24 protein-coding genes and 1 pseudogene are annotated in these 26,473 nt (G+C 58.1%); 9 read left to right on the top strand and 16 right to left on the bottom strand.

Annotated elements, in window-relative coordinates; all coding sequences use genetic code 11:
* Positions 1-24: 24 nt before the first annotated feature.
* Positions 25-372: a DUF3565 domain-containing protein gene (locus AC0Z8Z_RS02750; RefSeq protein WP_485617830.1), complete on the bottom strand. Its 348-nt coding sequence runs from the start codon at positions 370-372 to the stop codon at positions 25-27.
* Here AC0Z8Z_RS02750 and AC0Z8Z_RS02745 point away from each other — a divergent pair.
* The 3 genes from AC0Z8Z_RS02745 to AC0Z8Z_RS02735 all read left to right on the top strand — a co-directional run bounded on the left by AC0Z8Z_RS02745 (position 355) and on the right by AC0Z8Z_RS02735 (position 2,665).
* Positions 355-840, top strand: coding sequence for an FKBP-type peptidyl-prolyl cis-trans isomerase (locus tag AC0Z8Z_RS02745; protein ID WP_074884740.1), 486 nt, complete (start codon positions 355-357; stop codon positions 838-840). The genes AC0Z8Z_RS02750 and AC0Z8Z_RS02745 overlap by 18 nt on opposite strands.
* Before the next feature lie 114 nt (positions 841-954).
* Positions 955-1,437 (top strand): glutathione peroxidase, encoded by a 483-nt coding sequence (locus AC0Z8Z_RS02740; RefSeq protein ID WP_122536156.1) that lies wholly within the window; start codon positions 955-957, stop codon positions 1,435-1,437.
* A gap of 124 nt (positions 1,438-1,561) precedes the next feature.
* Positions 1,562-2,665, top strand: a complete 1,104-nt coding sequence (locus tag AC0Z8Z_RS02735) for an NADH:flavin oxidoreductase (RefSeq protein ID WP_485617759.1) — start codon at positions 1,562-1,564, stop codon at positions 2,663-2,665.
* A 246-nt stretch (positions 2,666-2,911) separates the two neighbouring features.
* Here the strand turns inward: AC0Z8Z_RS02735 and AC0Z8Z_RS02730 are convergent, their stop codons facing one another.
* Complete coding sequence (locus AC0Z8Z_RS02730; protein WP_485617758.1) at positions 2,912-4,078, bottom strand: glycosyltransferase family 4 protein; 1,167 nt, start codon at positions 4,076-4,078, stop codon at positions 2,912-2,914.
* Positions 4,079-4,247: 169 nt separating this feature from the next.
* Entirely contained in the window at positions 4,248-4,541 is a 294-nt protein-coding gene (locus AC0Z8Z_RS02725; RefSeq protein WP_485617756.1) for a hypothetical protein, read from the bottom strand.
* Positions 4,542-4,746: 205 nt separating this feature from the next.
* Between AC0Z8Z_RS02725 and AC0Z8Z_RS02720 the strand changes: the two genes are divergently transcribed.
* A complete protein-coding gene (locus AC0Z8Z_RS02720) occupies positions 4,747-5,379 on the top strand; it encodes a hypothetical protein (RefSeq protein ID WP_485617755.1) in 633 nt (210 codons plus the stop codon).
* A gap of 192 nt (positions 5,380-5,571) precedes the next feature.
* Here the strand turns inward: AC0Z8Z_RS02720 and AC0Z8Z_RS02715 are convergent, their stop codons facing one another.
* The 5 genes and pseudogenes from AC0Z8Z_RS02715 to cysZ form a co-directional block, all read right to left on the bottom strand.
* Positions 5,572-6,684, bottom strand: a complete 1,113-nt coding sequence (locus AC0Z8Z_RS02715; RefSeq protein WP_485617753.1) for a hypothetical protein — start codon at positions 6,682-6,684, stop codon at positions 5,572-5,574.
* Positions 6,685-6,777: 93 nt separating this feature from the next.
* Entirely contained in the window at positions 6,778-7,668 is an 891-nt protein-coding gene (locus AC0Z8Z_RS02710; RefSeq protein ID WP_485617751.1) for a DUF2931 family protein, read from the bottom strand.
* 21 nt (positions 7,669-7,689) lie between these two features.
* Positions 7,690-8,364 (bottom strand): DUF2931 family protein, encoded by a 675-nt coding sequence (locus tag AC0Z8Z_RS02705; RefSeq protein WP_485617750.1) that lies wholly within the window; start codon positions 8,362-8,364, stop codon positions 7,690-7,692.
* 1,669 nt (positions 8,365-10,033) lie between these two features.
* Positions 10,034-12,370: pseudogene (locus AC0Z8Z_RS02700) on the bottom strand (type VI secretion system Vgr family protein); the annotation flags it as partial.
* A 387-nt stretch (positions 12,371-12,757) separates the two neighbouring features.
* The gene (cysZ, locus tag AC0Z8Z_RS02695; RefSeq protein WP_122535271.1) at positions 12,758-13,513 is read right to left on the bottom strand and encodes a sulfate transporter CysZ; all 756 of its coding nucleotides are present in this window, start codon (positions 13,511-13,513) and stop codon (positions 12,758-12,760) included.
* 385 nt (positions 13,514-13,898) lie between these two features.
* Between cysZ and trxB the strand changes: the two genes are divergently transcribed.
* Positions 13,899-14,861, top strand: coding sequence for a thioredoxin-disulfide reductase (gene trxB / locus AC0Z8Z_RS02690; protein WP_485617748.1), 963 nt, complete (start codon positions 13,899-13,901; stop codon positions 14,859-14,861).
* An 88-nt stretch (positions 14,862-14,949) separates the two neighbouring features.
* On the opposite strand, the gene AC0Z8Z_RS02685 is transcribed toward trxB, so the two are convergent.
* The 7 genes from AC0Z8Z_RS02685 to AC0Z8Z_RS02655 form a co-directional block, all read right to left on the bottom strand.
* Complete coding sequence (locus AC0Z8Z_RS02685; protein WP_485617747.1) at positions 14,950-15,291, bottom strand: HopJ type III effector protein; 342 nt, start codon at positions 15,289-15,291, stop codon at positions 14,950-14,952.
* Complete coding sequence (locus tag AC0Z8Z_RS02680; protein ID WP_122535277.1) at positions 15,284-15,580, bottom strand: DUF1244 domain-containing protein; 297 nt, start codon at positions 15,578-15,580, stop codon at positions 15,284-15,286. Before AC0Z8Z_RS02680 ends, AC0Z8Z_RS02685 begins: the two co-directional genes overlap by 8 nt.
* Positions 15,581-15,668: 88 nt before the next feature.
* Positions 15,669-16,040, bottom strand: coding sequence for a dihydroneopterin triphosphate 2'-epimerase (gene folX, locus AC0Z8Z_RS02675; protein WP_172609675.1), 372 nt, complete (start codon positions 16,038-16,040; stop codon positions 15,669-15,671).
* Positions 16,041-16,043: 3 nt separating this feature from the next.
* Positions 16,044-16,604, bottom strand: coding sequence for a GTP cyclohydrolase I FolE (folE, locus tag AC0Z8Z_RS02670; protein ID WP_485617746.1), 561 nt, complete (start codon positions 16,602-16,604; stop codon positions 16,044-16,046).
* A gap of 20 nt (positions 16,605-16,624) precedes the next feature.
* Entirely contained in the window at positions 16,625-17,335 is a 711-nt protein-coding gene (folM, locus tag AC0Z8Z_RS02665) for a dihydromonapterin reductase (RefSeq protein ID WP_485617745.1), read from the bottom strand.
* Between the two features lie 229 nt (positions 17,336-17,564).
* The gene (locus tag AC0Z8Z_RS02660; protein WP_485617744.1) at positions 17,565-18,134 is read right to left on the bottom strand and encodes an antibiotic biosynthesis monooxygenase; all 570 of its coding nucleotides are present in this window, start codon (positions 18,132-18,134) and stop codon (positions 17,565-17,567) included.
* Positions 18,135-18,320: 186 nt separating this feature from the next.
* Positions 18,321-18,926, bottom strand: a complete 606-nt coding sequence (locus AC0Z8Z_RS02655; RefSeq protein ID WP_485617743.1) for a hypothetical protein — start codon at positions 18,924-18,926, stop codon at positions 18,321-18,323.
* A gap of 376 nt (positions 18,927-19,302) precedes the next feature.
* On the opposite strand from AC0Z8Z_RS02655, the gene AC0Z8Z_RS02650 reads away from it, so the two are divergent.
* The 4 genes from AC0Z8Z_RS02650 to AC0Z8Z_RS02635 all read left to right on the top strand — a co-directional run bounded on the left by AC0Z8Z_RS02650 (position 19,303) and on the right by AC0Z8Z_RS02635 (position 25,493).
* Positions 19,303-19,758 carry a flavodoxin gene (locus AC0Z8Z_RS02650; RefSeq protein WP_485617742.1) on the top strand — a complete coding sequence of 152 codons (456 nt, stop codon included), beginning with the start codon at positions 19,303-19,305 and terminating at the stop codon, positions 19,756-19,758.
* 246 nt (positions 19,759-20,004) lie between these two features.
* The gene (locus AC0Z8Z_RS02645; RefSeq protein WP_485617741.1) at positions 20,005-20,913 is read left to right on the top strand and encodes an SDR family oxidoreductase; all 909 of its coding nucleotides are present in this window, start codon (positions 20,005-20,007) and stop codon (positions 20,911-20,913) included.
* Between the two features lie 186 nt (positions 20,914-21,099).
* A complete protein-coding gene (locus tag AC0Z8Z_RS02640; RefSeq protein ID WP_485617740.1) occupies positions 21,100-21,624 on the top strand; it encodes a hypothetical protein in 525 nt (174 codons plus the stop codon).
* Positions 21,625-22,052: 428 nt separating this feature from the next.
* Positions 22,053-25,493, top strand: coding sequence for a dermonecrotic toxin domain-containing protein (locus AC0Z8Z_RS02635; RefSeq protein WP_485617739.1), 3,441 nt, complete (start codon positions 22,053-22,055; stop codon positions 25,491-25,493).
* Here AC0Z8Z_RS02635 and AC0Z8Z_RS02630 read toward each other — a convergent pair whose 3' ends face one another.
* The gene (locus tag AC0Z8Z_RS02630) at positions 25,494-26,297 is read right to left on the bottom strand and encodes a SirB1 family protein (RefSeq protein ID WP_485617738.1); all 804 of its coding nucleotides are present in this window, start codon (positions 26,295-26,297) and stop codon (positions 25,494-25,496) included.
* Positions 26,298-26,473 lie beyond the last annotated feature (176 nt).

Below are 26,473 nucleotides of genomic sequence, written 5' to 3'. Positions count from 1 at the left end.
AGGACGCTGTTCAGTCGCAGCGTCTCAACGGGGCCCAAGGTTATCGTTATCTGACCCCGACGCGCACCAGCCGCATTGAAAGGACTGGCCGATTGTTGCCTGGCGCTGCGCCGGATCCAGTACCCAGGCACGGGATTGCCAGGGCGGGTCGTGGCGCAAATGCTGGGTATGCCCACAGGACAGCTCAACCACCCAGTGACCGTCCAGGTCCTGAACAAAGCCGGTAATGATCGAGCGGGGAGAGGGGGCTTTCGGGGATTCCAATCGGGGCCGTCCGTCTGAGTTGCGTTCGCTTTCGCGCGAGTGCTTGGTTAGACTTGGCCGCTCATATCTATTTGCAAAAGGTCTCGCCCCATGCCGATCGCCGCCAATAAGGCTGTCTCCATCGACTATACCCTGACCAATGACGCTGGTGAGGTCATCGACAGTTCTGCCGGCGGCGCGCCGCTGGTTTACCTGCAAGGTGCAGGCAATATCATCCCGGGTCTGGAAAAGGCGCTGGATGGCAAGGAAGTCGGCGACGAACTGAAAGTGGCCATCGAGCCTGAAGATGCGTACGGCGAATACTCCGCCGAGCTGGTCAGCACCCTCAATCGCAGCATGTTCGAAGGTGTCGACGAGCTGGAAGTCGGCATGCAGTTTCACGCTTCCGCCCCGGATGGCCAGATGCAGATCGTGACCATCCGCGATCTGGACGGCGACGACGTTACTGTCGACGGTAATCACCCGCTGGCCGGTCAACGCTTGAACTTCGACGTGAAGATCGTCGCCATCCGTGATGCCAGCGAAGAAGAAATGGCCCACGGTCACGTGCACGGCGAAGGTGGCCATCACCACTGATTGTCCTGCTAAGCTGAGTGAGCTGGCCAGGCGTCCTAGCGGTCTTGTGAAAACATCTGTTTTTGCGGTCTGACAGGGCGCTTTTTGCGGCCTAGGGTTTCCAGGGGAGTTTTCATGAGTGTATTTCACGAGCTGAAGTTGAAGGCTCTGGATGGTCAGGAGCTGCCCCTCGCCCCGCTCAAGGGCAAAGTGGTTCTGGTGGTCAACGTCGCGTCAAAGTGTGGCCTCACGCCGCAATACGCTGCGCTGGAAACCCTTTATCAGAAATACAAAGATCAGGGCTTCAGCGTCCTCGGGCTGCCGTGCAATCAGTTCGCTGGTCAGGAGCCTGGTAGTCAGGAAGAGATTCAGACGTTCTGTTCGCTCAACTACGGCGTGACCTTTCCGCTGGGCGACAAGCTTGAAGTCAATGGACCGCACCGCCATCGGCTGTATCAGATGCTCGCGGGCGAAGGCGCCGAGTTTCCAGGCGACATCACCTGGAATTTCGAGAAGTTCCTCGTCGGAAAGGACGGCCGCGTTCTGGCACGCTTCTCACCCAGTACGCTTCCGGATGACGCCAAAGTGGTGAGTGCGATCGAGAAGGCACTGCCCTAGTATTTCAATTCGCTGTCCTTCTTCTGAGCCTTAATCACTCCAGTCAATAGTGCTTCGTATCCCCTGCGCTTCGGCTCATTCTGTATGACCTTCATCATATTTCCAGAATGCCGAGGACGCCTGCATGCCTGTTCAAGCCTTGTTCAAACCCTTCCACTTGGGCAGCCTCGAGTTGCCAACGCGCATCGTCATGGCGCCGATGACCCGCTCGTTTTCACCGGGCGGCGTACCCAATTCCAAAGTCATCGAGTACTACCGTCGTCGTGCGTCTGCGGGCGTTGGCTTGATCATCACCGAAGGCACCACAGTCGGGCACAAGGCCTCAAATGGCTACCCCAACGTGCCACAGTTCTTTGGCGAACCGGCACTGGAAGGCTGGCGCAAGGTGGTGGAAGCGGTTCACGAAGAAGGCGGCAAGATCGTGCCGCAACTCTGGCACGTGGGCGCTGTGCGCCGTCTGGGCACAGAGCCCGACGGCACGGTGCCGGCCTATGGCCCGACCGAGAGGCTAAAAGACGGCAACGTTGTGGTTCACGGCATGAGCAAGCAAGACATCGACGAGGTCATTGCAGCGTTCGCCCAGGCGGCGAAAGACGCGAAAGCCATCGGCATGGACGGCGTCGAGATCCATGGCGCCCATGGTTATCTGGTCGATCAGTTCTTCTGGGAAGGCACCAATCAGCGTACCGACGAGTACGGCGGCGATCTCGCGCACCGTTCACGCTTTGCCATCGAACTGATTGAGGCCGTGCGGGCAGCAGTAGGTCCGGACTACCCGATCATTTTTCGTTACTCGCAGTGGAAACAGCAGGATTACAGCGCACGGCTGGTGCAAACGGTGGAAGAGCTCGACGCGTTCCTCAAACCGCTGTCCGACGCAGGCGTGGACATCTTCCATTGCTCGACGCGACGTTTCTGGGAGCCTGAGTTTGAAGGATCTGACCTGAACCTGGCCGGATGGACCCGCAAGCTCACCGGTAAACCGACCATCACGGTGGGCAGCGTCGGACTTGACGGAGAGTTTTTGCAATTCATGGTCAACACCGACAAAGTCGCCCAGCCCGCGAGCCTGGAAAATTTGCTCAAGCGCTTGGGCAACGAGGAGTTCGATCTGGTCGCAGTCGGCCGCGCCCTGCTGGTCGACCCGGACTGGGCGTTGAAAGTGAAGGAAGGCCGCGAGCACGACATCTTGCCGTTCAGCCGTGAAGCGCTGGGCCGACTGGATTGAAGCCCAGTTGCGCCTGCCCGGTCTTCATTGTTAAGAAATCACCGGGCAATACACCCTACTGTGGGAGATTCCCGTCGTCCTGACGCCGCCCTGTCGCGCAGCAAACACCGTCCGTGTGGGAGTTAGCTTGCTCGCGAAGACGGCATTCCAGTCGCTGAGGATTTGGCGGATGATCTTGCTTCTTCGTGAGCAAGCTCACTCCCACATACGCAGCGTTTGAGACAGTGTGAAACTCTTCGTGAGCGACTACACCCCCAGCACAACCCCATCCCGCGTCTCGCTCGCCGCCCGCAAATAACTCTCGAATGAGTCGATGATCCCGGCCCATCCCTGACGACTCGCGTGCTGCCGGGCGTTCAGCCTGACCCGGCGCAAGGTTTCGTCATCCTCTAGCATCCACCGCGCGGCATCGACAAAGCCGTCTTCATCCCCCGGCATCGCTACCGTGCCGTTATGGCCGTGGCGAATGTGCTGGGCCGCCGCCGCTTCGTCATAGGCGACCACCCCCAGCCCTGACGCCAACGCTTCCAGCACCACGTTGCCGAAAGTTTCAGTCAGGCTCGGAAACAGAAACAGATCACTTGACGCATAGTGCGCCGCCAGCGCATCCCCGCGCTGGGTGCCGGAGAAGATGGCGTTCGGGAGCTGACGCTGCAGCGTTGGCCTTACCGGTCCGTCGCCGACAATCACCAGCCGCAGGTTTTTCTCGGGATAGGTGCTGACCAAGCCGTCAAAGGTGGTCTTCAGCAGGCCGAGGTTTTTCTCCGCCGCCAGCCGTCCGACATGCAGAACTGCCGTATCGCCTGGTTCAAGGCCCCAACTCTCACGCAGCGCACTTGAGCGCTTCGACGGGTGAAACAATTGGCAGTCAACACCCCGCGACAACAGTTCCAGTCGCTCGAAGCCTCGGCGTTCGAGTTCGGTTTTCTGCGTGAAGCTGGGCACGAGGGTGGCGTTTGAGCGGTTATGAAACCAACGCAGGTAAGTCGTTAGCAGGCGCGTGATGAAGCTCAGCCCGTACTGCCGCGTGTACTGCTGAAAGTTGGTGTGAAACCCGCTGACGATGGCAATCCCCAGTCGCCGCGCGGCACGCAGCGCCGAAAGACCAAGCGGTCCTTCTGTCGCGATATACAGCACATCCGGGCGATTGCGCTGCCAGCGGCGCAGCAGCTTGTGCATAGATGACTGCCCCCACTGCAGCCCGGGATATCCCGGAATCGGCCAGCCGCGGCACAGCATCAAATCTTCCCCGGCCGCGCGCATTTCATCGTCGCTTTGCCGCGGCCGAATCACCTCAACCCGATGCCCCCGCAGGCGCAGCCCGTCGCACAAACGGCTGAGCGTATTGGCCACGCCGTTTATTTCAGGTGCATACGTCTCGGTGATCAGGGTAATGCGCAGGGATTTACTCATGAGATCAGTTTCTGAGCGGGTCATTGCGCTTGTGTGGCGGTTGAGTGATGGATTTGTGACTGCACATGGCTGGCAGAGATTTGAACTTGGCGTCGCTCGAACCTGACCGGTTTAAGAACGACATACGACCCGATCAGGTTCAAATAAAACTGCGGTGACACGGGACGCCTCAGCCACCAACAGTGAAGGGCACAAGCCGCGACTCACCGATGCGCTCGAAGGCAGCCGGTTCTGGCACGTAGTGCGTCTGCACCGGGTTCAGGCTGGTCAGTTGCAGGTGCGAACGGGGTTCAGCGGGCTTGGCAAGGTTCGCAGATTCAGCCTTCAGGGTTTGTGAAACGAACGGCTGAGTCGCCTGCGCCAGTGCTTGCATGAACGCGGGGGCGTGGGGTTCCGGCTTCTTCTGTCGGTCCATCACAAACGACGCAAGATGAGCAGTGGTTTTAAGCGGTGTCGATTCCATGGGCATATGACTCCTGCTGATGAATACGCCGGGCGCTTGAACGCGGCGGCAAATGCTCGCCCGGAGTGGGCATGTCCATGGTTAAACAGGAAGGGTGTGGGAAGTGGCGAATACCGTCGTAGGAACCGTCCTGATTTTCCCGAGGTTGATCAAAAGAGTGTTTCCGCCTTTAGCATGCGTCGCCTCAACTTCTGGAGGAAACGCTGTGTCCGAACAATTCAACACGCCACCTGCTGCCGATTTGACGGCTTTACCTGCGAGCGACCCGCCGTTTTATACGGTATCGCTGGTCAAGTTGACGGTGATGATGTTTATCACTTGCGGGTTGTACGGGCTTTACTGGTATTACAAAAACTGGTCGCGATACAAAGCGTATTCGGCGAAGCCGATCTGGCCTGTTCTGCGCACCATTTTCGGACTGATTTATGTGCCGTCCATGTTTGGCAAGGTCGACGCCTTGCTGAAGGAGAAAGGGCAGCGGGGGATGCCTTATTGGGGCACGCTTGCGGCAGGCATGATTCTTCTGGCACTCGCCCCGTCACTTGTCGTGTTTGTCCATGGCATTGCTGCAGGCTCGGGAGGTGGCGCTTCGGCAGGCCTTGGGCTTATCCCGCTAGCGATATCCGTCATTTCGACGTTCGCACAGTTCCTGATCATGCTCAGAGTGCAGTCGTTCATTAACCAGCTGAACCGCGACGCCGAAGGAAGTTGCAAGTGTGGTTCCACCTTCGGCGAAGGCGTATGGGCGATGCTGGGCTTAATGTGCTGGGTCGTCGTGATAATCATCGTTGTCATGATCGAAGCTATCAGAATGTATTTTTCCGGCCATGGCCTTTAGCCGGATGAGCGAGTGGCTACACTGATAGACGCCCCTGCGTCTCACACAAAGAAGGCCTCACTCGAGGCCTTTTCTCTTCATCAGCGAATCCGTTCTGCCAGCGTCTCCGCCCCACGCTACCTCACCCAAAACAACGACGCTCCCGCCACCGCCGCAGCCTTATGTGTAGCGTGCCAAGCAGGTGGCGCGGGGTCACCCAGGCCGGAAGCAACCTGTGCTGCCGCCTATCTCCAAAGAGAGGCAGCCGGGCGTGACGTCTAGTTGCAGATACTGAAACAGATCCGATAACTCTCCGTATGCCGGGTTGGGCTTGGCGTCCCACTCTACGATTAGCCACCTCGCCTCCGGGGTAACTTCAAACCACTCAATGGCTTCGGTCGCCCCCTCCATCCGCACGCCAACTTTTTCCAGTTGTTTGTTGGCCTGGTAGGGCAGGGCTATCCTTTCTTGACCCGAATCCGTCCAGACACTCGTTACGGTCGATCCGTCCTTGAACTGCCAATACACCGTCATCGGCTTAATGGGAGGCGGTTTCATCGGATCGTAATGAAAGACTTCAACCAGGTAGTGAGTGTCGATTTGATGAGCGTCTTGCTCTTCGAGTCTTCGATGGGCCTCAGCTAGCGTGAACTCATCTGGTTCTGTGTAAGTGATCGGTTGGTTTGTTGGTTTTTTCCACCAAAAATTGAACATGTGGCTGTTGGGTGCTACGTCGAACCAGCGTGTTGGGGCGGCCATTTGAGAAGTGCTGAGCCCTATTTTTGTTATTGTTCTGTTGGGATCGTAGTGAAGCATTGCACGGGACGATGGGTCAGCTGTGAGCTTTATAGAGGCAGCGGGGCCATGGTCAAATTGGAAGTGGACGAACTCCGGCTTGATGCGAGGAGGCTCACGGTAACGAGCGTAACGCATTTCCAAAATGTAGTGACTCGTCCAGAACTCCAATGGAGAGTATTTATTCTGGATGGCGTATTGCAAAAGCGCACTCTTCGGTCGCTCCCGGAATAAGTCGAAGGCAAGCTCATAAGCGGGCCGAAGAGTGGGTTCGCTTTCTAACGTCAGGACGTCGTCCTCGACATACCATTTCCCTTTCGCATAGCCACTGGCACTTCCATATTCGACTCCCGCCGTAAATGTGCCGTCTTTTTCCAGCTGCAATCCAGCCGCCATTTCCATCACGCCGTACAGGTAATATCGTCCTTCCAAAGCGTGGGTTTCGGCGCGAGTGCAAGTCGTGATTACCCATAGGAGCACGATAAGGCAGAGTTTGGAATTAGAACTGCCCGTTAACTTGAATAAATTCATAACATCCCTTTCATATGTCGCGCCTCAAACGCTGAGAAGAACTCGTTGAATGACTGGCCATCGTTTTTGGTAGCTGAATATCAGAGCGGCTATTCACCACGAACCATATGGAATGCCGAATTTCTCAACATAGGCTTTGGACTCAGCCGATGGCTGAACGAACTTGCCACCAGATAAGCCGTCACTTGGCCCGGTCGGATCGACCTTGGCCTGAACCCTCGTGACCTCAATGGGAGACAACCAAGGTCCTGTTACCCAAACTTTGACAATGCCGCCCGGTGCCAAGCCGATGACGATGGCTTTGCGGTAGTCGGTGATCCATTTCGCATCGGCACGACAAAATACCTTTTCGCCTTTGCGCATGATCTCTCGGGTTGATTCGGGGATGTCGATGCGCGCGTGATAGATCTGTGGTTCGAGCAGTGATTGCCAGCGGATATAGAGTTCTTTGGGTAGATCCGCCCGCTTGACGTATTTCCCAGCGCCCCATCCGGGTCGTTCTGGCCATCCCTTCGGATCGCCCTTGAATACCTCGGGAATCCCTTTGCTAAAAGCGCGGGGATACGTCATTGAGCGTATCCCCCTACCTGCTTCAAAAATCACATAACCGCTGTTATCCAACACATTGGCTGTCTCAATCCAGACCTCCATGTAATCGGGAGCGAAGAAGCCAAGGCGCCATGCGTCATATGGCATGGACCGGCTGCTAGCAATCGTGCAACTGGTGAGCAGCAGTATCAGTGCGACGCCTAGTGCGTACTTATTCATTGGGATGCACCGTTGCAGGTAGTTTTCATCAGACCGGTTGATGACCACGGTATCGAATTTACTGTTCCAGTCATTGGCCGGATTCCAGTGGGAGGAGAGCGGGACATAACGTTGATAGAGCAATGTCTCTTCGGCCGGACTCAACACGTAGGTGTTGGACTTCCCTAGCGCGTAAGCGGTGAGCTCGTCTGCAACGGGCGGTAGTCCATCCGGCAATGAACACCTTCATTTAATTCCTCACCACGAGCCATACGGAATGCCGAATTTGTCGACATAGGCTCTGGACTCAGCCGATGGCTGAACGAACTTGCCACCAGATAAGCCGTCACTTGGCCCGGTTGGGTCTATCTTGGCCTGCACCCTCGTCACTTCAATGGGAGACAAACAAGGGCCCGTTACCCAAACTTTTGCGATGCCACCTGGCGCCAAGCCGATGACGATGGCTTCGCGATATCCGGTGATCCACTTTCCGTCAGCCCGGCAGAAGGTTTTTTCACCTTTAAGCATAAGTTTCCTAATCGACTCCGGAATATCGATACGTGCGTGATAAATCTGCGGTTCAACCAGCGATTGCCAGCGGATATAGAGTTCTCTGGGTAGGTCTGCGCGCTTGACGTATTTCCCAGCGCCCCATCCGGGGCGTTCTGGCCATCCCTTCGGATCGCCCTTGAATACCTCGGGAATCCCTTTGCTAAACGCGCGGGGATACGTCATTGAGGGTATCCCCCTGCCTGCTTCAAAAATTACATAACCGCTGTTATCCAACACATTGGCTGTCTCAATCCAGACCTCCATGTAATCGGGAGCGAAGAAGCCAAGGCGCCATGCGTCATATGGCATTGACCGGCTGCTAGCAGTCGTGCAGCTGGTGAGCAGCAGCATCAGTGCGACGCCTAGTACGAGCTTATTCATTGGGATGTACCGTTCGCAGGTAGTTTTCGCCAGGCCGGTTGGTGAACAGCGTGTCGCGTTCAGCCGATGGGTGAGTGACGGGATTCCAGTGAGCAGAGAGGTGAATGTAGCGTTGGTAGAGCAATGTCTCTTCGGCCGGGCTTAAACCGTAGGAACCGGATTTTCCCAACGCATAAGCCATAAGTTTTTCGTGGATGGGCAGGAGCTCAGAAGGCAAGGCAAGGCGTTTATCCTCGTTTGGGACTTCTCGAAACGGCACGCCATGTTGCACCGCCAGCTCACGCATGATTCGCAGATAAACAAGCGCCAGATCGTTGCGCACTTCCCGCTGACTGCTCACTGCGGCATAAACGCGTTTAGTATGAGAGACATCGCCTTTGGCGTTGTTGGCGACGTCGACATGCCAGGTGCGGATTTCCAGCGGAAGGGTGTAGTTGGCGTAGATCGCTTCGACCTGTTGCAAGTCTTGCTGGGTGAGTTGATAACTGACAGCGCTGTGGTTAGGTGCGTTTTTAGCAATTTCGTTGTTGCGAGGTTTGCTAAGCATCACGCGCTCGACCACGTCGGGCAGATATCCTCCGCCCAGATCGGAATGCACGCCGGGGAGAAGGATCTCGGCACCGCTCGCCTGATTTAGCGAAAAGTTATAGCGGCGTTCGTCTTTGGCAACGAGGTGTACAACCTTTCGCGCAGTACCCGGCGCCAGCCGAATATCGATGCCGGGGTTGATGGCGTTATTGCCGTTAAAGTCTCCGTGCATCCAGTCAGCAATGGCGGCCACGGTATCGAAAATGCCGATGTAGTTGATGCAGAAATCTGCTTGAGGCTCCCAACTGAATCCATCAGCCAAAATGTGCGATCCGGCGGGCAGGGTCTCGGCCAGGATACTGTTGTGACCCTTCATCAACTCATTTGCGAAATCCCTTGCTGCGGCTGCACCTCGACTGAATCCGAAAATGTCGAATTCGATCCGCTTGATTCGTTTTTCAGGATTGTTCCCCTCAAACGTTCGCAGGGTTTTTAGTACCAAACTAGGGCTTTCCTCAACACGGGCTCTGACCCCCTGCGCGCCGAGCCCGGTGGCTTGGGAATACAGCGAGTCGCCTTGCGTGCTACTGGTGCCGATGCCTTCGACATAGACTCGAAGTGCGGCCTCTGTCTCCTCATCTGGAATTTGCTTGTCGCTGTCGTCTCTGTAGAGCTCAAACAGCTTCGCCACATTGCTGCTGTCATTCCCGAAACTGTCGTCCGGTGCGCCGCCATTGCCATCAAAGCCGTGCTTCTGGCAGAACGCGACGATGTCAGGCGCTGCCTCTGCGAGATTCACGTCACGGGCATAGCAAGCGCGTGCTTTTTCACTGTTGTCCCGGTTGTTACCCGTGCCATCGAAGAACATGCCGATGCGCAGCGTAATCAACTGCTCCAGTTCAACCTCTTCCTCTTCTTCCTCCTCCAGTTCAGGTGCGGGACGCGGCGTCAGCCACTCTTCAGGCTGCGGAAAGTCGATCGCGATGTTTCCAGGCAACATCGTGTGGACGGGCATGGTTCTGCCGTCCTTGTCGGTCACGCCGTTGAACACTTCGCCGTTCTGCGTGGTGATCCGGTAACGGACGAAACGGGCGGCGGCCTGTTGCGCGTCGACCAGGGTGTACCCTGCCCCATAGCCATAAGGTATTGGCGTCACGGGAGTCGTAAGCGTGGTAGCACCGCCCTTTACCACGTGAACGGCTCGGGGATAGATATTGCCGGGCGCGCCCAGCTCGATCTCGCCATCCTTGATACGGATGAATGCGCCACCGCAATGCAGGAGAAGCTCTTCCGGGGCGCTGATTTCGATCCGGCCGGCGAGGCTTTGAATCTTGATGTCGTTGTTGGACAGTGCGTGCAGCGCGCCGGTTTGGGCGTGAAGCTGAACGTCGCCCTGAACCGCTTTGAGTTGCAGACCCTGGGTGACGGCGCACAGGCTGATCGCACCTTCGGCGGTCCCGGTGATGTTGCGTCCGGCGCTGAGGTCGGTTGAGCGTGACGAGGTGATGGCGACACTTTCGCGACCGGAGGACAGGCAGATCGCTTCGGGGCTGACCATGCCGATGCCGGCCGGCGCGTGCAGCAGAAGACCGGGCTCGGTGAGATGGGTGAGCGCATCGTTCAGTTGCGTTTGGCCGCTTGTATCGGCGGGAATGGCGCCCGCACCTCTCGCGGCCTGGGCCATGGTGCGGGCCAAGGAAAGCGCGGTTTCGAGCTGGTCGATTGCAGCGTCCATGTCCAGCTGCTGACCGTGGGCTTTGGTCTGTTCATCCGTACTGATGAACAGCCCGCGCCCCGCCCGAATCGCGCCCCAGCCATCGGTGCGCAATTCAAAGCCTTCGCCGCGCTTATCCTTCTCGTTATCGACCAGATGCCCAAGGTTTAGCTGGCTCTTGCCGCTGTGTTCGGTGCTGAGTTTGATGTGTTCCTTGCCGCGGTCGTCTTCCATGCGCAGCTTGTTATTCGCCGGGGTGCGCAGGACGTTGCGTTTGTAGTCGCTGCGCAGCAGCGTCACATGGTCGGGATGGCGATTATCGTGAAGGGCATGGGCGATGTAGGGCCGGTCCGGGTCACCTTGCTCAAACGCGATGGCTACTTCGGTGCCGCAGATCAGCGGCAGGTGCAGGCCGTGGGTGTCGCCGGCATACGGACGGGCAAGCCGCAGCCACAGACTTTCCTCACCGAGTTTCCAGCTATCGCGGTCGAACAGAAAGCTGACCTTGTAACGACCTTCGCTGTCGATGTGGCTGTAGGGATCGTTGGCCAGCGAGCTGGTGACACGGGCCGGAACAGTGCCCACTATCTCAGGCTTGGTCAGCAAAGGCGGCCGAAAACACACGCTCTCCGAATAGGGAATTGCCTCAAAGCTCAGCTCAAAACTGCGATCCCGAGCAGCGCGCAGCTGCAGTCCTGTAATAACCGCTCCCGGCTCAAACGCCCGGGGCGCCCCACCGGAAATCGCCAGCACCTGCGCCAATCCCAAAGACGCACTGCTACTGATGCCACTCAGGCGAGTCTGGTTATTCAGATACCGCTCATGCCGCAGCCGACCATAGAAAAACCCGCTTTCGCCTTCTAAATCCTCGTCCTGATCCAGCTTGTGACCGAGCATCTTGTACGGCTCAGCATAGTGATACGCCTCGCCATAAGTTGTGGTGTCACCCCGCGTCTGATCAACATCCCCATCCAGCCATGCGTTCGCATCCCGATGGTGGTAAGCCCGAAAGTGAACGCTCTGCTCCACCACCTCATGACTGACCTGCAGCCCCCAAACCCCGTCCGCACCGCTGCTGCCCAGCCCCGACTGAGGCCGGTAGGGCAGACTGACCCGAGGCCTGACGTAATGACGCTGATCATCATGAAACTCGACGACCGCAATCCCCAATCGCTCGTCGTTCACAAAGCGATACCAGATCCCCACCTCAGCCAGCAGCCGCGAAATAAACGCCAGGTCGCTTTCGCCGTACTGCATCACCTGCTCACGCTTCGGGTACTCCCGCACCAACGTGAACAGAAAATCCTGCCCCTCGAAATCATGCCGAGTGCGCAAAATACTCTCGACAATCTGCGGCACCGACTGATGTTGATAGATCCGGAACTGCCGCCCACGACCCAGCAACGCCAGCCGCGGCTGCAAAGTAATCTCGTATCTGGCCTCGTCAGCGGAACCGGACAGCCGCTTGAAGCCGGTGATGACCCCATGCAACGTCCGCAACGCTTCAACCCGAGGCACCGGCAAGCCACGAATCGCAACAGGCAACGTATGTGCCGCAGCATGCAGGCTGAACTGCGCTGTCTTGCCCAGCACTCGCTCGGCGCCGATGTCCTGTTCGATGGAAGTGAATTCAACGCGATAAAGAAACGGCCGGCTCAGCCGTTCCTCGCCCTCGAAGGCCAAGACGTCGAGCGCAAAGGGCAAACGATGAACAACAAGCTTATGGCGACTGTGATCGAAGAAAGGCGGCAATACGGTGAGCATGAATGAGCGTCCCTGGCAGGAGAATGCGCCCCCGACCGGTCCATAAAGAACCGATCAACTCATCCATGACAGGGGCTGAAGCGGGCGAAGATGAGGCATTCCTCACCGTCATTCCATAGACAAAACACGAACGGGACGCGTCCTAATGGAGATCAGGAAATGCCCTACACAGATCGCAAGGGGAAAGGCGTTTGAGCCGCCCGACGCTCCCGGCTGAAGGCGGAAGCAGAGTTGTGCAGTTTGATGTGACGCGCGGCAGCTTGCCGGAAACGGGCTGCGCAACCTACGTCGAATAGTCGGCGGCAACCCTGGATTTCCAGAGCGCTGATCGACCCGTTTAAAAAGCTTGCGTACAAAAAAGGCCTCAATCGAGGCCTTTTCTCTACATCACCGAATCCGCTCCGCCAGCGTCTCCGCCCCACGCTCCCTCACCCAGAATAACGTCGCCCCGGCCACCGCCGCCGGCATCATCAGGATGTTGACCACCGGTATCAGCAGCACCAGATACACAATCCCGCCGAAGCTCATGCTCTGCCACCGCTTGGCGCGCAGCCAGGCGAGCATGTCTTGCCAGCTCATTTTGTGGTTGTCGGCGGGGTAGTCGATGTACTGGATGGCCATCATCCACACCCCAAATATTAGCCACAGCGGCGCGGCGACGAGGTTCACCACGGGAATCCACGAAAGGATGAACAGGCCCACGGCACGCGGGAGGAAATAGCCCAGTTTGCGCATCTCCCGGCTCAAAGTGCGCGGGACCATTTCCACCAGCTCACCCCAACTGAACGCGGGAAAATCATCCGTCCCGCGCAGGACCACTTCTACCTTTTCAGCGAGAAAGCCATTAAACGGCGCGGCGATGATGTTGGCGATCATGGTGAAGGTGAAGAAAACCATGAGCGCGACAAGCACCACGAACAACGGCCACAGGATGTAGTTGAGAAAGCTGAGCCAGCCGGGGAGGGTGGGCATGAAGGAGTCGACCCACAACCTGAATTCGTGGCCGGCGAAGTAAATCATGGCGCTGAACAGCACCAGATTGATCGCCAGCGGCAGCAGGACAAACAGGCGCAGACCGGGGCTCAAGACCAGTTTCAGGCCTTCGCGCAGGTATTGCGGGCCAGACAGGACGGGTGCAGGCATGTGTGCCTCCAGGCAGTGATATCGCGCCGACCTTACCGGCTTTGCTACGACGGCGGAAGCGCTGCCGTGGGTGAGACATTCGCTGAAACAATCGCGCAGCGATAAAGTCTATGCAGGACTGCATGCGCAAAGGGGAGGATGAGGATAGGGCTGGCCTATGAGCTGGATTGTGAAACGATATTTCCTTAATCTTCTCCGCCCCGATAAGCTTGCGGCCAACTTTCACCGTTGCTGTGCCCCGAGTGGCAGCTTCTCGTTTTCAGGATCGTCGTGCGCCCCGTGTAGCCACAGGCCCCCGTCAGTCCCAACCCTCTCAACCGGCACGCCGGTTCAGACCCAGTGACTCCGACCACGCGTAACGATGGCCGGTCAATAGGAGTGTGTCATGTCTGATGTACGTCATTCGCGAGTGATTATTCTCGGCTCCGGCCCTGCCGGTTACAGCGCTGCAGTCTATGCCGCGCGCGCCAACCTCAAGCCGTTGCTGATCACCGGGATGCAGGCGGGTGGTCAGTTGACCACCACTACCGAAGTCGACAACTGGCCGGGCGACCCCCATGGCTTGACCGGCCCGGCGTTGATGGAGCGTATGCGTGAACACGCCGAGCGTTTCGAGACCGAGATTGTGTTCGATCACATCAATGCGGTCGATCTGGCCGGTAAGCCGTTCAGCCTGAAAGGCGACAACGCGACTTACACCTGCGACGCGCTGATCATCGCCACCGGCGCCAGCGCCCGTTATCTGGGTCTGCCGTCCGAAGAAGCGTTCATGGGCAAGGGCGTGTCGGCCTGCGCGACCTGCGACGGTTTCTTCTATCGCAACAAGCCGGTCGCCGTGGTCGGCGGCGGCAACACTGCCGTCGAGGAAGCCCTGTATCTGGCCAACATCGCCAGCAAGGTCACCCTGGTTCACCGTCGCGATACCTTCCGCGCCGAGAAAATTCTCATCGATAAGCTGCATGCACGTGTCGCCGAGGGCAAGATCGAGCTCAAACTCAACGCTACCCTGGACGAAGTCCTGGGCGACAACATGGGCGTGACCGGTGCGCGCTTGAAGAACAACGACGGCGGCTATTCCGAAGTGACCGTCGACGGCGTGTTCATCGCCATCGGCCACACGCCGAATACCAGCCTGTTTGACGGTCAGCTGGCGTTGAAAGACGGCTACATGGTTGTTCAAGGCGGTCGCGAAGGTAATGCGACGGCCACCAGCGTTGACGGTGTTTTCGCTGCCGGCGACGTGGCGGATCACGTCTACCGTCAGGCCATCACCTCGGCTGGTGCAGGCTGCATGGCTGCACTGGACGTCGAGCGCTACCTGGACGGCCTGGCGAACGTTTCGTTCTGACCTGACCATCAGCTGCAAAAAAACCGGCTCATTGAGCCGGCTTTTTTTTATGTCTGGCAAACGCGCCTTTTCGCCGAAAAACCTGCGGTCAGGCCTTGAGCTTGAGCGGCTCGGCCGAGAACTTCACGCCAGCCAGTCCGTTTGCCATCAGCGCCCGAATGTTGCCGTGGTCGGAACCGTCCGGTGTGTCGAGCACAGACCGGTAGTGCTCGCCAAAAGCCAGCAGCGCTTCTTCATCGCTCAGGCCTTCCAGCAGCGCCAAGCCCAGGGTCTTGCAGGAGCCTTCGTTCTGGCCAGCGGCGTTCTCCACCGGGCCGTTGCTGAACGCGTGAGGCTGATACTCGTAATGCGCGGCGATGAACGTCAGCGTGTCGGCGAACAGATGATTGCCGCTGGCGAGGCTGGCGCGCAGGGCGCTTAGGTCAGTCATGCTTCGGTGCCTTGACGAACGCGGCTTGCTGCTCGGCGCTGGCTTCTTTCTGGTACGTGGATTTCCACTCGCTGTACGGCATGCCGTAAACCACTTCGCGGGCGTCATCGAGCGTGATGTCGATGTGCTTCTCGTCGGCCTCGGCCTTGTACCACTTGGACAGACAGTTGCGACAGAAACCGGCGAGGTTCATCAGGTCGATGTTCTGCACGTCCTTGCGGCTGTCGAGGTGGGCAACCAGACGGCGGAAAGCCGCGGCTTCGAGTTCAAGACGTTGTTGCTCGGTCATGGTGTGCTCGGTCGGAGTAAAGATGGGCGGATGATAAGAGTGGCAGTCAGGCCGGGCAAGCGTGGGCCTGAACCGGCGATCGCAGAAATCAGCGCGCTGCCGCCAAGGTGATCGAAACCGATTCGGCGAAACGCAGTGCGTGGGGCTTGTCCACTTCGACTTCGGCGTATTGCACCTCGTCATGGGTCATTACCAGGTCGAGCACTTCCTGGGTCAGGCGCTCAAGCAAGGCAAAGCGATTGCTTTCCACATGCTGGATGATGGCTTTGGTGATGGTGCGGTAGTTCAACGCGTGATCGATGTCGTTGTCGCGCACCGCTTCCTGCGCCGCGTACAGGATCGTCAGGTTGATCAGTACGTCCTGCTTGTTGAGGATTTCGGCCTCGTTGATGCCGATAAACGTACGCAGGCACAGGTCTTTGACCCTGATGCGTGCGGTACCGGGTTCGAGTCTTGCCATGGACTACTTGCTCCGTCCGATCAATTGCAGAAATTCCATGCGGGTCGTGGTCGACTCGCGGAAGGCGCCGAGCATCACCGAGGTGTTCATGGTGGAGTTCTGCTTTTCAACGCCGCGCATCATCATGCACATGTGTTGAGCCTCAATGACCACGGCCACGCCTGCGGCCTTGGTCACGCCCTGAATCGCGTCGGCGATCTGCCGCGTCAGGTTTTCCTGAATCTGCAGGCGCCGCGCGTACATGTCGACGATGCGCGCGATCTTCGACAGGCCCAGAACTTTTCCGGTTGGAATGTAGGCCACGTGAGCCTTGCCGATGAAGGGCAGCAGGTGATGCTCGCACAGCGAATAGAGTTCGATGTCCTTGACGATCACCATCTCGTCGCTCGCGGAGGCAAACAGCGCGCCGTTGACGATCTCTTCCAGCGTCTGCTCGTAGCCATGACACAGGTATTGCATCGCCTTGGCGGCGCGCTTGGGCGTATCCAGCAGGCCTTCGCGTTCAGGATCTTCACCCAGGCCGACAAGGATCTCACGGTAATGCTGTGGCAGTGACAGGGTCATCAATGTTTCCTCGGGGCGGCTTACTTGACGTGCCGTCCGCCGTTTACGGTCAGAGTGGTGCCGGTGATGTAGGAGGTATCCATCAGATAGCGCAGGCTCTGGTAGATCACCTCGGCGCCAGGTTCGATGCCCAGTGCCGACTTTTCCAGCGTGCGTGCGCGGTATGCCGCGTCGTCATCGGGTTGAAACATCAGCATGGCCGGGGCAATGCCGTTGACCTTGATATGGGGTGCAAATCTGGCGGCGAAGGACAGGGTCAGGTTTTCCAGGCCTGCCTTGCTGGCGCTGTAAGCGATGTGCTTGCTGCTGCCCTTGCGAGTGACGTCGTCGCTGATGTGAATAATGTCGGCCGTCTCCGAGCGCCGCAACAGCTCGGCGCAATGCAGATTGATGAGGTAGGGCGTCAGCATGTGGACATTGAACATTTGCATGAACACATCCGACTCGTCCCCCGGCGTTTCGGCCAGCCAGTCGGACGCGTTGTGCACGATGGCCCTCAGGCTGCCAGTCCGCTCCTTGAGTCGGGCGATGAAATCCAGAACGCTCGTCTCTGACGAAAAATCAGCCTCAAGCACCACGGCGCCCAGCTCTTTCAAACGCTGCACGCCCGGCCGCTCGCTGCGGTAGGTGATGATCACCGGCTGGCCTTCCGCCAATAGACGCTCGGCGCAATACAGACCAACGCGCTGGCTGGCACCAGTGATCAAGACAGGGGCAGGGGAGCAGGCCATGGTCGTCACGCATTCATCAACGGGGAGAGAGGTCGGGCGAGTCGGTGCTGAATGGCGAACAGTGAAGGCTCGCGTGCACCATCGAAAACGACCGTGGGGCAAAGTTACCCCAACGGTCGGTTCTTGTACAACACCAGCAGGGCTGTACATGTTTTTGAATTGGCGCCACGTCGGGCGCTGCAACGCAGTTCGGCCGCGCCCGGATCGGGAAAGCGCTTGTGGCTGAGCGCTAGCGGGTAGACGCCGGCTCCGTTCCGCTGACCTGTGCAGGCGTGCCGCTGTGCAGCCATCCCGCCAGAAGATGGGTCGACAGCGGAATAAACCAGAACACCATCAGCGGTGTGAGGATCAACGTGCTGATCATGATGCGCGGGAATAAATCCAACTGACTGAGCAGCGGTCCCAGCACGAAATTGAAGAGCAGTGACACCGGGAAAAACGCCAGCCAGATGGCAACGGCTTGCTTCCAGCGCGGCGGGCGCTGACCGACGGCGCCAAACCAGCCGTCGATACCGCTCACGCGGTGCACGGAATTCTTGGCAAACAGGCCGCTGCCGCGCACCAGCCAGGAGCGTCGGGAGGCGGAATGCTCCCAGGCGTGCATGGTAGCTTCATCGGCAAAGCGGAAAATAATCTGGAATTCGTCATCCCCAGGCGGCGGAGCAAGCACGCCGGACCCTAGATAGCCGGGGAAGTCGGTAGCGAGCTGTTCGCCTTCATGCAGCCAGGCAATCAGTTCCTGATAGCGGCCATGGGCGACGCGACGGGCAACCATCAGCGTGACGGGTGAGGTAGACATTGTGTATCTCCGATAAACAAGTGAGCTTCCCGGGTAGGGAAATCACATGACGCGGCGCCGGGGTGGTGGCGATGCGTCAGCTTCACTGGAAAAAGCAAGCAAGGATTATTCCTGAATCCTGCGATAAAGCCAGAGGTGTTTATCGGATGAGGAGAGTGCCGTAAAGGATCGCCTGATCTGGCAATCCTAGAGGTGCATCGAAGGGTGAATCTTGCGGTGTTCCTGAAGAATGTACTGACGCAGACGTTCAGTGTCTTCTTTACTGTTCTGGCTCAACCGATACGCTGCCAGACCATGCTGAGTCAGACGTTCGAAGGTCCCGCGCAACGAAATCGGTGCATGGCCCTCCGGACAGAACCAGGCGGCAAATGACTTCGGCGGCTTGGTCTGCTTGCGTATTTCCAGCAGGATGCCTTTGAAGGACACTTCATGTACCCACAGCGCGGTGGGCGAACCTTTTTCGGTTTGCAGCGGCATTGGCTCAGGCAATATCAAGCGCCATGGACGAATGCGCGGGCCTTCTTCGAAGATGCTCGGCGCACCCAGCTCCAGGTGCAGCGCATGAAATTCGTCTTCCACCAGATGCAGCGGGAAGGTCATTTGCTGATTATCGAACTGGGCCTGAATCGTGACTTGCTCATGGGCAGCCAAGCGAGTCAGCAGGTCCTGAATCTGCACGCCACCGTTCACCACCAGGCTGCTGGATTTGTCGCCCAGATTCAGCGTGGGGTTGTGCTGCATGTTCTGGATGAACTCCAGTTCATCAGGCGTGAGGATATTGTCGCGCTGCATGGCCAGGCTCGATTAACCGGTTATTGAAAGAGCAGACAGATCGTTCGCAGGTAGGTTGCGGCCGTTCGTCAGTTGCAAGATGTTACCCCTTCAGGATTTCATTCTCCAGCCGAGGTTGCGCCCGTTCGGCGTTTAACTCGACGCCTTTTCCGCCGGCCGGATCGTGGCGGCGTCCTGACGGGATCGACTGCCAATCTGAAAGTAGTAGAGGTACTCAATTGAGACAGGAATGTCCCAGCATCGTTGAACCTTATTTTGCATCAACGCCGTGCTCGTCGATCCGCTTCACGTTTGGCAGCGCAAGGTCAGGAGTCCAAGACATCGCGCTGTGCTGAGGCATAATGCCGCACGATTTTACCCGTCACAGGATGAACCCATGAAAGTCGCGATTATTGCGGGCTCGGTGTATGGCTCGGCAGAAGAGGTTGCCCGCCACGCCCAACAGCTTATTAAGGATGCAGGGCACGAAGTACTGTTCAATCCACGCGCCACCCTTGCCGATTTGCAAACCTTTGCGCCAGAAGCCCTGCTGGCAGTGAGCTCGACCACTGGGATGGGCGAGCTGCCGGACAACATTCAGCCGCTCTATCACCAGATCCGCGACGTGCTGCCCGCTGCCTGGCGCGGATTGCCCGGTGGCGTCATTGCATTGGGCGACGCGAGTTACGGCGATACGTTTTGCGCGGGCGGCGAGTTGATGCGTGAGCTCTTTGCCGAGCTGGGGATTCGAGAGGTGCCGGAGATGCTGCGCCTAGACGCCAGCGAAACCGTGACCCCGGAAAGCGATGCCGAGCCGTGGCTGGCGGAGTTCATCGGACAGCTGAACGCCTGAACGGCGAGCCTGTTGCTCATGGGCAGCCAGGCGCAAGGGCCAGCCATCAATGCTTCAAGTGGTGGCCGGGCAATGGCCAAGCCATCCCTCAGCGTTATCGACCACCATTCAGCGTGCCCCGTGTTGATTGTGACCGTGCATCGGGTCGGCGAGACTCGATGACCATTACGCCCGCGTCTGCTGCTGACGCCCTGATGAATCCAGGGCAGCGGCAGCAGCGCCGGCTTCATCATCGGGGAGAGCAACATGAGCGAGTCCGTGCGTTTTGAAGACAAAGTGGTGATCGTCACCGGTGCGGGCGGCGGGTTGGGAAGAGCCCATGCGTTGTTGTTCGCCCGACACGGCGCGCGGGTGATCGTCAACGACCTCGGCGGTTCGGCCCACGGCGAAGGCGCCAATGCATTGGCAGCGGATCGAGTGGTTGCGGAAATCCGTGAAGCGGGCGGCGAGGCGGTTGCCAATCATGATTCGGTCACCGACGGCGACAAGATTGTCCAGAACGCCCTCGATGCCTTCGGCCGCGTCGACGTCGTGGTCAACAACGCCGGCATCCTGCGCGACAAAAGCTTCTCCAAAATGGAAGACGCCGACTGGGACCTGGTTTACCGCGTGCATGTCGAAGGCGCCTACAAAGTCACCCGAGCTGCCTGGCCCCACCTGCGGGACCAGAACTATGGCCGCATCATCTTCACCTCGTCCACTTCAGGTATTTACGGCAACTTCGGTCAGGCCAACTACGGCATGGCCAAGCTCGGGCTGTACGGTTTGACGCGCACGCTCGCCGTTGAAGGGCGCAAAAACAACATCCTGGTCAACGCCATCGCCCCTACCGGTGGCACTCGCATGACCGAAGGCCTGATTCCGGCCAGTGTGTTCGATCTGCTCAAGCCCGAGTTGGTCAGCCCGCTGGTGGTGTACCTGGGCAGCGAGCAGTGCCAGGACAGTGCCGGCCTGTATGAAGTGGGTGGCGGCTGGATCGGCAAAGTCCGCTGGGAGCGCAGTCTGGGCGCCGGCTTCAACCCTCATGCAGGCTTCTCGCCGGAAGACGTCGCGGCGCAGTGGCAGACCATCAGTGACTTCAGCGACGCTGTGCACCCCGCCGACAATATCGAAGCGCTCAAGGAAATGATGGCGAATCTGCAGAAATTTGCCTGAGCTCTCTGTGCTCACATAACGGCCAGTCCGGGCGATCGGATTGGCCGTTTTTGTAGGAAAGTTATTTACCGCGACGTAGGAACGGTCTCTGAATGAGGCAATGATTCCGTCTTCACTTTTTCAGCCTAAACCCCGCCCCGAGCCGCCCGACATTTCCTGAGGATCAACCGATTTTCAGGAGGTTTTATGATTGGCAATTTGAGCAAAGTGCAAGAGCGGCTGAGCGTGTATGTGGCTGCTCCCTACAAACGCTTCGAGGCCAATTCCGGGTTAAGTACCGAGGAGCAGGCAGTCAAACAAAAAGTCCGACAGTACTGGGCAGATGAGAGTCTTTCCAACATCAAAAAACTACAAGGGTTGAATCTTGATCTGGCCGGCTTCGACCCTACCCGGACGAACAACAAACAGTTGAGGGAGATCGGTGCGGTGTTGGCGGAGCGCGGATTTATCGATGAAGGGCTTGTTGATGCGATGTCCAGCATCGATATCGAATTCGACGCTGATGGAAAGGAAATTAACTCAGAGCGCGAAGTGAATGCTTATGCGTTTTTTGAGAAGGAGTTGGGCGCGCTTCATGACCTGATGAACCGGGAAAATGATGTGGCCAAAGATGGCTTGGTGGAATTAAAAACGGTCATTTCCGTCGTGATGGCGCTTGCTGAGTATGCAAACACGCCACGCGAACCTTCGCTGGTGAACATCCGCGCCTGAAGCATTTCTTTGCGTCCGGCCGTTCACGCAAAAAAAAGCCGCTGCAATCGCAGCGGCCAATAAGACGTTGAATCCAGGAGCTTCAAAACACAACGTCGGTGACGACGGTTGAGCGCTTCCCCAAGCCGTTCAAGGTCCAGTGGTTGCTCAGAGGCTGCGAAGGATAAAGGGTATGAGGAACTCGAAACAGCTCGCGTTGTGACAAGCAGTGTTACCGCCACAGCAACAGTAGGAACGCGCAACGAGTGCCAAACAATCGCTCCTTTTTCCTGCGTCATGGATCGGCTGGTCGCGCTCATCGCTATCAATAGTTATTCCATCGGTCTGCGATTCAGCGGGTTAGATGACAGCTCTTTCGGACCGCCCACGTATTTCACACTTTGGCTGGATGCCTCTGTGGCGCGGGCGGTCATTATGGAGCTGTAAAGATGACTGATCATTTTAAAAAACACACCGGCCCGACGGCGGGTTCGCTGCTCGATCACGCCGATAAAGAGGCCGAGCTTTCGGCATTGATGGTCGCGCATTTTCGGGAGGCTCCGACTGTGCATCAGGCGGCGAGGCAGCTGCTGGCCGACGCACTGGTTAGGATTACGCGATTTCCCAATCCTGACGCGCTGTTCATTCATGCAAACAATGCAGGCGGGCTCGATCCCGCACCCCTCTCACTGACCGAGGTCCTGCTGCGCGCATTTGTCGGAGACACCACTCACCTCGATGATCGACAAGCAGCGTTGTCGACGCGAAGAGACTCCGCGCACACTGCATATGCACCGGCAGGTCTGGACATCGGTGCGGTCAGGGAAATGTTGCCCGATCTGCTGAAAAGGCTGCCCGGCTTTTTCAAGTTCAGTCTCGATCAGTACTGGGCAGTTGACGAGCAGACTTTTACACGGATTCCCGGCGAAGACGCGGTCAGCGGCACACGCGAGGAAGTCTTCGAAACCTTGCAGTCGTGGGTGCTTGGCCACGCCATCGGTTTGGCCGTCGGCACCCGCGAGCTCACCCCTCAGGAAGAAGAGCGGCTGCTGAGCATTGTCGACTCTCCCGACTGCATGGGCCGTTACGCGCTGTCGTTGCGGACATCGGATGGCTCGGTGCTGCCACTGATCGGCATCTGCGTCGCGACTGCCGAAGACGTCGATGTCATGCCACGGGATTCAATTGGCCCCGATGCCATCGTCTATCTCTTCAGCCCGACTGGCGGGGTGGAGAAGTTCGCAACGCTGGACGCGATGGAACTCGAGTTAAAGCGGCGCCTGGCGCAGACCGACTCGCGGGATCTGATCCTGGGTTGTCTCTCGCTCGAACACCAAATGCTGCTCAACGACGTCTCGGCGGAGGCTTTAGACCTTGACTACTCACTGTTGAAAGAAAAGCCAGCGGCCCGATTCATCGCGAGTCTTCGTGAAAAACAGCTGCATGATTTCGACCACTTGCTTGCCCACGCACCTTTAAGCAGTGGCGACCCGGATGCGCTGTTGCAGATGTTCGAGGACGTTAGCCGTCTGGACGACCTGGAGCAGGCTCTGAATGCTCGCTACATGGATCTGCTGGCATTCGTGCATGAGCGGCGCCTGCCACAATGGCTGCGGTTCGCTGCGCCGTCAGATCGTCAGCGCTACGAGACACTCGCCGCTGAGCAGTCGCTGTGCGAAGCGCGAATGCAAGCGCAACTGGTTGGCATCGAGACGCCCGAAGTCTTTGCACGGAAAGAAATCGCGGCTTATCTGATGAAACATTTGGGTTACACGCTTGACCCGTCCAGCGTGACGATCCATCTGCCCGATGAAATGCAGTTCGCAGACGCGCCGCTGAAGACTGTGTACACAAACACTCTATTGGGCTTTGCGCTCGACGGCATGCCGGAGACGGATTTGGCCCTCGCCCCGAGTATCGAGGTCGATGCCACTTATGCCCATGTACACCTGAACTTCGAGTTCGTGCGCCGCCTGGTGCGAGACCTCAATGTGAAGCAGCGCTACGGGAGCGAAGTCGAGCGTCGCTACCGCGACCAAACCGCAGTGGATGCCATGAGCGCATTGCGCGCCAGCAATATCGCGCTGAGTGCCTGGGAGGCCAAGCTGCAAGGGCATCTTTCTGATCGCGGTCTGGCTTTGATCGAGCAAGTGCAGTCGAATCTTTCCGGCAGCCCCGCGATAAAGTTAGGTGGTCTGTACCTCAAAGGCGGCAATCGGCGTTTGGAAGATGTGGTCGTCATTCGTGAGGTCAACGGCGATGACGAGTTCTATGTGCTGTATGCACCGGGTCAGCCAAATGGGCGCGAGATGTTTGACTTCGACACCTGGCGCAAGCTGTCCCTCGAAGTCGGTAGCTGGACGGGTAATGCGCGTGGTGCGCAGTACCTTCTGGACCAGACCGTCGTCAAGGCAGACCAGCATGTCGTTCCGTACATTGAAAGCATTCAGCTGATGCCTTCGCAATGGTCTACGGACAGCCTTCAATTCCTTGCCGTCAACGGCGCTTCTTTCACCGACGCGCTGTCGGGCCTGAGCCGTTACAAGGTCGATCAAATGCTGGCGCGCAATCAGATTGTCGCCAGTGGGCGGATGCAGCATGTCACCGAGCAACACCGGATGGCGCAGGTGGTGCTGACCCATCGAATTGCAGCACTGAACAAAGCCTACGATGCTTTCGGCATCACGCCTTGGCGCCAGGCTGCCCGTCGCGAATGCGAGCGCTTGATCGACAGGCATCTGAAGGCGTCCGGGGTGCCGGGCCGCATCGACCCGGACACTGTGTTTTTTGATGTGGAGGGTAACGCTGGCGAGGGTGAACCGGATTTCGGCCGCTACACCACGCTCAAGTGCCTGACGGACCTGTTCATGGTCGGCTACTCGGAAGAGGAATACGATTTTGATCCCGATGCTGCCGTGTATTCGTCGATTGGCCAGGATCTCTCCGCGCTTACGGGTGCTTTCGTTGACGAGATGATCCGCGGTTCCAACTATGCCGATGAGTACATCAAAAAACTGCGCCAGCACACGTTGGGTCTGACCAATTCCCCGCCGCCCAGGGCTCGCGCCCTGTTCGCGCGCAAAACCCACTGTGAATTGCGCCGTGACGCGTTGATTGAGTACGCCGCAGGCCGGCTTGACGCTGATCATTACAACTGGCTCGTGCGGATGATCACAAGTCTGGACAGTAGTATCGTCGGGAACAATATTCAGGCGCCGGGGACACTCCATCTGCTGATGATGGCGTACAAATCCTTTGCCAATATCTACGTTTTCAAGCCGGATAAAGCCAATGCTCGCCTGGGAACGATGGTCTACACACCGGGTGCGCCCGATGGCTATCTGTTCCGCCAGGAGGATGACGTTGTTCGCTCTGTGTCCCGCCCCGGGATGAGCCGTTATTACTATGATCAGGTCTATTACGGCGCTCAACGCATCATCGGAACGTTGATGCAAAAGCTTGAGGTATCGCCCGTCGTCGACGGCAAACCTTATAAAGTTTCTCACTCTGCGCCAGTAACACTACAGAGCTTGCACGGGATCGCGGTGCAGCACTTGATCGTGGACATCGACACGCAGACCGAGAGTGTCAACGAGCGAAGGCTGCTCAATACGTATGCTTTCGTCCGTAAATACGGTGGTCAGCTGGCTGGCTTGAACCCAATGACGAAGCTGGTCTGGACGGCGCTTCACGCGAGCGTTGATCTCTACCGCGGAATCCATGCGTATCAGGACGGCGACCGCGCCCGCGCGAGGGGCTACTTCATGAAGGCTGCACTGGGAGCCTTCAAAACCGCCAGGCAGATCCGCAAGATCCGCAAGGCCGAGAAAGTGAAGCGCCTGGGCAAGACGGCAAAACGGTCGTCTGGCAGTGTGCCGCGGTTTCGATAATCAGTGCAAAGCGCCCACCCCGGGCAGCTGAACCAGACGTTGAGTGAGCCGCACCCGTTGAACCGGGTCCTCACTCAACATCAACGCATGCTCCAGGTCGAAACGTTCGGCCTGTGGGCAATCCAGATGCTGGTACAGGCTGGCACGAGCGAGGTAATCGCTGGTGTTGGCCTGGCCCAGCTCCATTACGCGGGTCGCGTCCTTGAGCGCCGCGATCAGGTCGTCATTCAACTGATGCAGGTAACGCAGGTTGCGTGACAAACGCTGCAGCATCGCCGCAGGCGTCGCTATTTGCATGTGCTCGGCCTTGAGCTGCATCTGCGCACCAAACTGCCGCAGCAACAATTCACGACAGTCCTTTGGGTAGAGTCGGCGCCCGCCGCAAGGGTCCAGCGTATGGTCGGCACCGGGCACGCGCAGTAAAAAATGCCCGGGGAAATTAACGCCTTCGAGTGGGATCTCCAGACGTCTGGCGATTTCCAGGGCGATCAGCGCCAGCCCCAACGGTTGGCCCCGACGCCGCTCAAGGACTTTATGGATCAGGGCAGCCTGGGGTTTGGGCTGAGCGGCATCGTCCTGCTGAAATCCCAACGTCGCCAGTTGCCGCAGCAAGGGCTGGGCAAGCTCTGCGGCCGGCAACGACGGGAGCGCCGCACTGACGCTGCGTTCCAGAGCGGTTAGCTGGTCGCGGACAGCCTGGAAATCAACCTGGCCGTCGTGCTCTGTGGCGATCCACGCAGCGGCTTCGAAGGTAGACGGCGGGGTCCGTTCTAGACAGGCAATGCATTGCTGGCGCGGATTCATCGACTTCTCCGGCAGGATAAGACGGCTGAGAAGATTTAAGGGATGGCTCTGTTTTAGCCCTGGCCGCCGCCTTCGTCCAGCGTTGATTGATCGGGCGTGGCCAACGGCAGTCCGTCGTCCGGATCCTCCAGGGCCAGCCTTCTTTTTTTCAATCAGCGCCTATACTCGCCAGTACG

It is taken from the genome of Pseudomonas sp. 1L-C-7-B-C1 (assembly GCF_057291635.1).
Note: the sequence above shows the minus strand (reverse complement) of the source record. Positions and strands in the feature narration are given on the sequence as shown.

What these genes read in the sequence shown, in the direction of transcription:
- AC0Z8Z_RS02715 (WP_485617753.1), bottom strand. Translation starts at nt 6,684, where the DNA reads ATGAATTTATTCAAGTTAACGGGCAGTTCTAATTCCAAACTCTGCCTT.
- folM (WP_485617745.1), bottom strand. Translation starts at nt 17,335, where the DNA reads ATGGCCTGCTCCCCTGCCCCTGTCTTGATCACTGGTGCCAGCCAGCGC.
- AC0Z8Z_RS02735 (WP_485617759.1), top strand. Translation starts at nt 1,562, where the DNA reads ATGCCTGTTCAAGCCTTGTTCAAACCCTTCCACTTGGGCAGCCTCGAG.
- AC0Z8Z_RS02685 (WP_485617747.1), bottom strand. Translation starts at nt 15,291, where the DNA reads ATGACTGACCTAAGCGCCCTGCGCGCCAGCCTCGCCAGCGGCAATCAT.
- AC0Z8Z_RS02640 (WP_485617740.1), top strand. Translation starts at nt 21,100, where the DNA reads ATGATTGGCAATTTGAGCAAAGTGCAAGAGCGGCTGAGCGTGTATGTG.
- folE (WP_485617746.1), bottom strand. Translation starts at nt 16,604, where the DNA reads ATGACCCTGTCACTGCCACAGCATTACCGTGAGATCCTTGTCGGCCTG.
- AC0Z8Z_RS02655 (WP_485617743.1), bottom strand. Translation starts at nt 18,926, where the DNA reads ATGCAGCGCGACAATATCCTCACGCCTGATGAACTGGAGTTCATCCAG.
- AC0Z8Z_RS02635 (WP_485617739.1), top strand. Translation starts at nt 22,053, where the DNA reads ATGACTGATCATTTTAAAAAACACACCGGCCCGACGGCGGGTTCGCTG.
- AC0Z8Z_RS02680 (WP_122535277.1), bottom strand. Translation starts at nt 15,580, where the DNA reads ATGACCGAGCAACAACGTCTTGAACTCGAAGCCGCGGCTTTCCGCCGT.
- AC0Z8Z_RS02630 (WP_485617738.1), bottom strand. Translation starts at nt 26,297, where the DNA reads ATGAATCCGCGCCAGCAATGCATTGCCTGTCTAGAACGGACCCCGCCG.
- AC0Z8Z_RS02705 (WP_485617750.1), bottom strand. Translation starts at nt 8,364, where the DNA reads ATGAATAAGCTCGTACTAGGCGTCGCACTGATGCTGCTGCTCACCAGC.
- folX (WP_172609675.1), bottom strand. Translation starts at nt 16,040, where the DNA reads ATGGCAAGACTCGAACCCGGTACCGCACGCATCAGGGTCAAAGACCTG.
- cysZ (WP_122535271.1), bottom strand. Translation starts at nt 13,513, where the DNA reads ATGCCTGCACCCGTCCTGTCTGGCCCGCAATACCTGCGCGAAGGCCTG.
- AC0Z8Z_RS02730 (WP_485617758.1), bottom strand. Translation starts at nt 4,078, where the DNA reads ATGAGTAAATCCCTGCGCATTACCCTGATCACCGAGACGTATGCACCT.
- AC0Z8Z_RS02740 (WP_122536156.1), top strand. Translation starts at nt 955, where the DNA reads ATGAGTGTATTTCACGAGCTGAAGTTGAAGGCTCTGGATGGTCAGGAG.
- AC0Z8Z_RS02745 (WP_074884740.1), top strand. Translation starts at nt 355, where the DNA reads ATGCCGATCGCCGCCAATAAGGCTGTCTCCATCGACTATACCCTGACC.
- AC0Z8Z_RS02650 (WP_485617742.1), top strand. Translation starts at nt 19,303, where the DNA reads ATGAAAGTCGCGATTATTGCGGGCTCGGTGTATGGCTCGGCAGAAGAG.
- AC0Z8Z_RS02660 (WP_485617744.1), bottom strand. Translation starts at nt 18,134, where the DNA reads ATGTCTACCTCACCCGTCACGCTGATGGTTGCCCGTCGCGTCGCCCAT.
- AC0Z8Z_RS02725 (WP_485617756.1), bottom strand. Translation starts at nt 4,541, where the DNA reads ATGGAATCGACACCGCTTAAAACCACTGCTCATCTTGCGTCGTTTGTG.
- trxB (WP_485617748.1), top strand. Translation starts at nt 13,899, where the DNA reads ATGTCTGATGTACGTCATTCGCGAGTGATTATTCTCGGCTCCGGCCCT.
- AC0Z8Z_RS02645 (WP_485617741.1), top strand. Translation starts at nt 20,005, where the DNA reads ATGAGCGAGTCCGTGCGTTTTGAAGACAAAGTGGTGATCGTCACCGGT.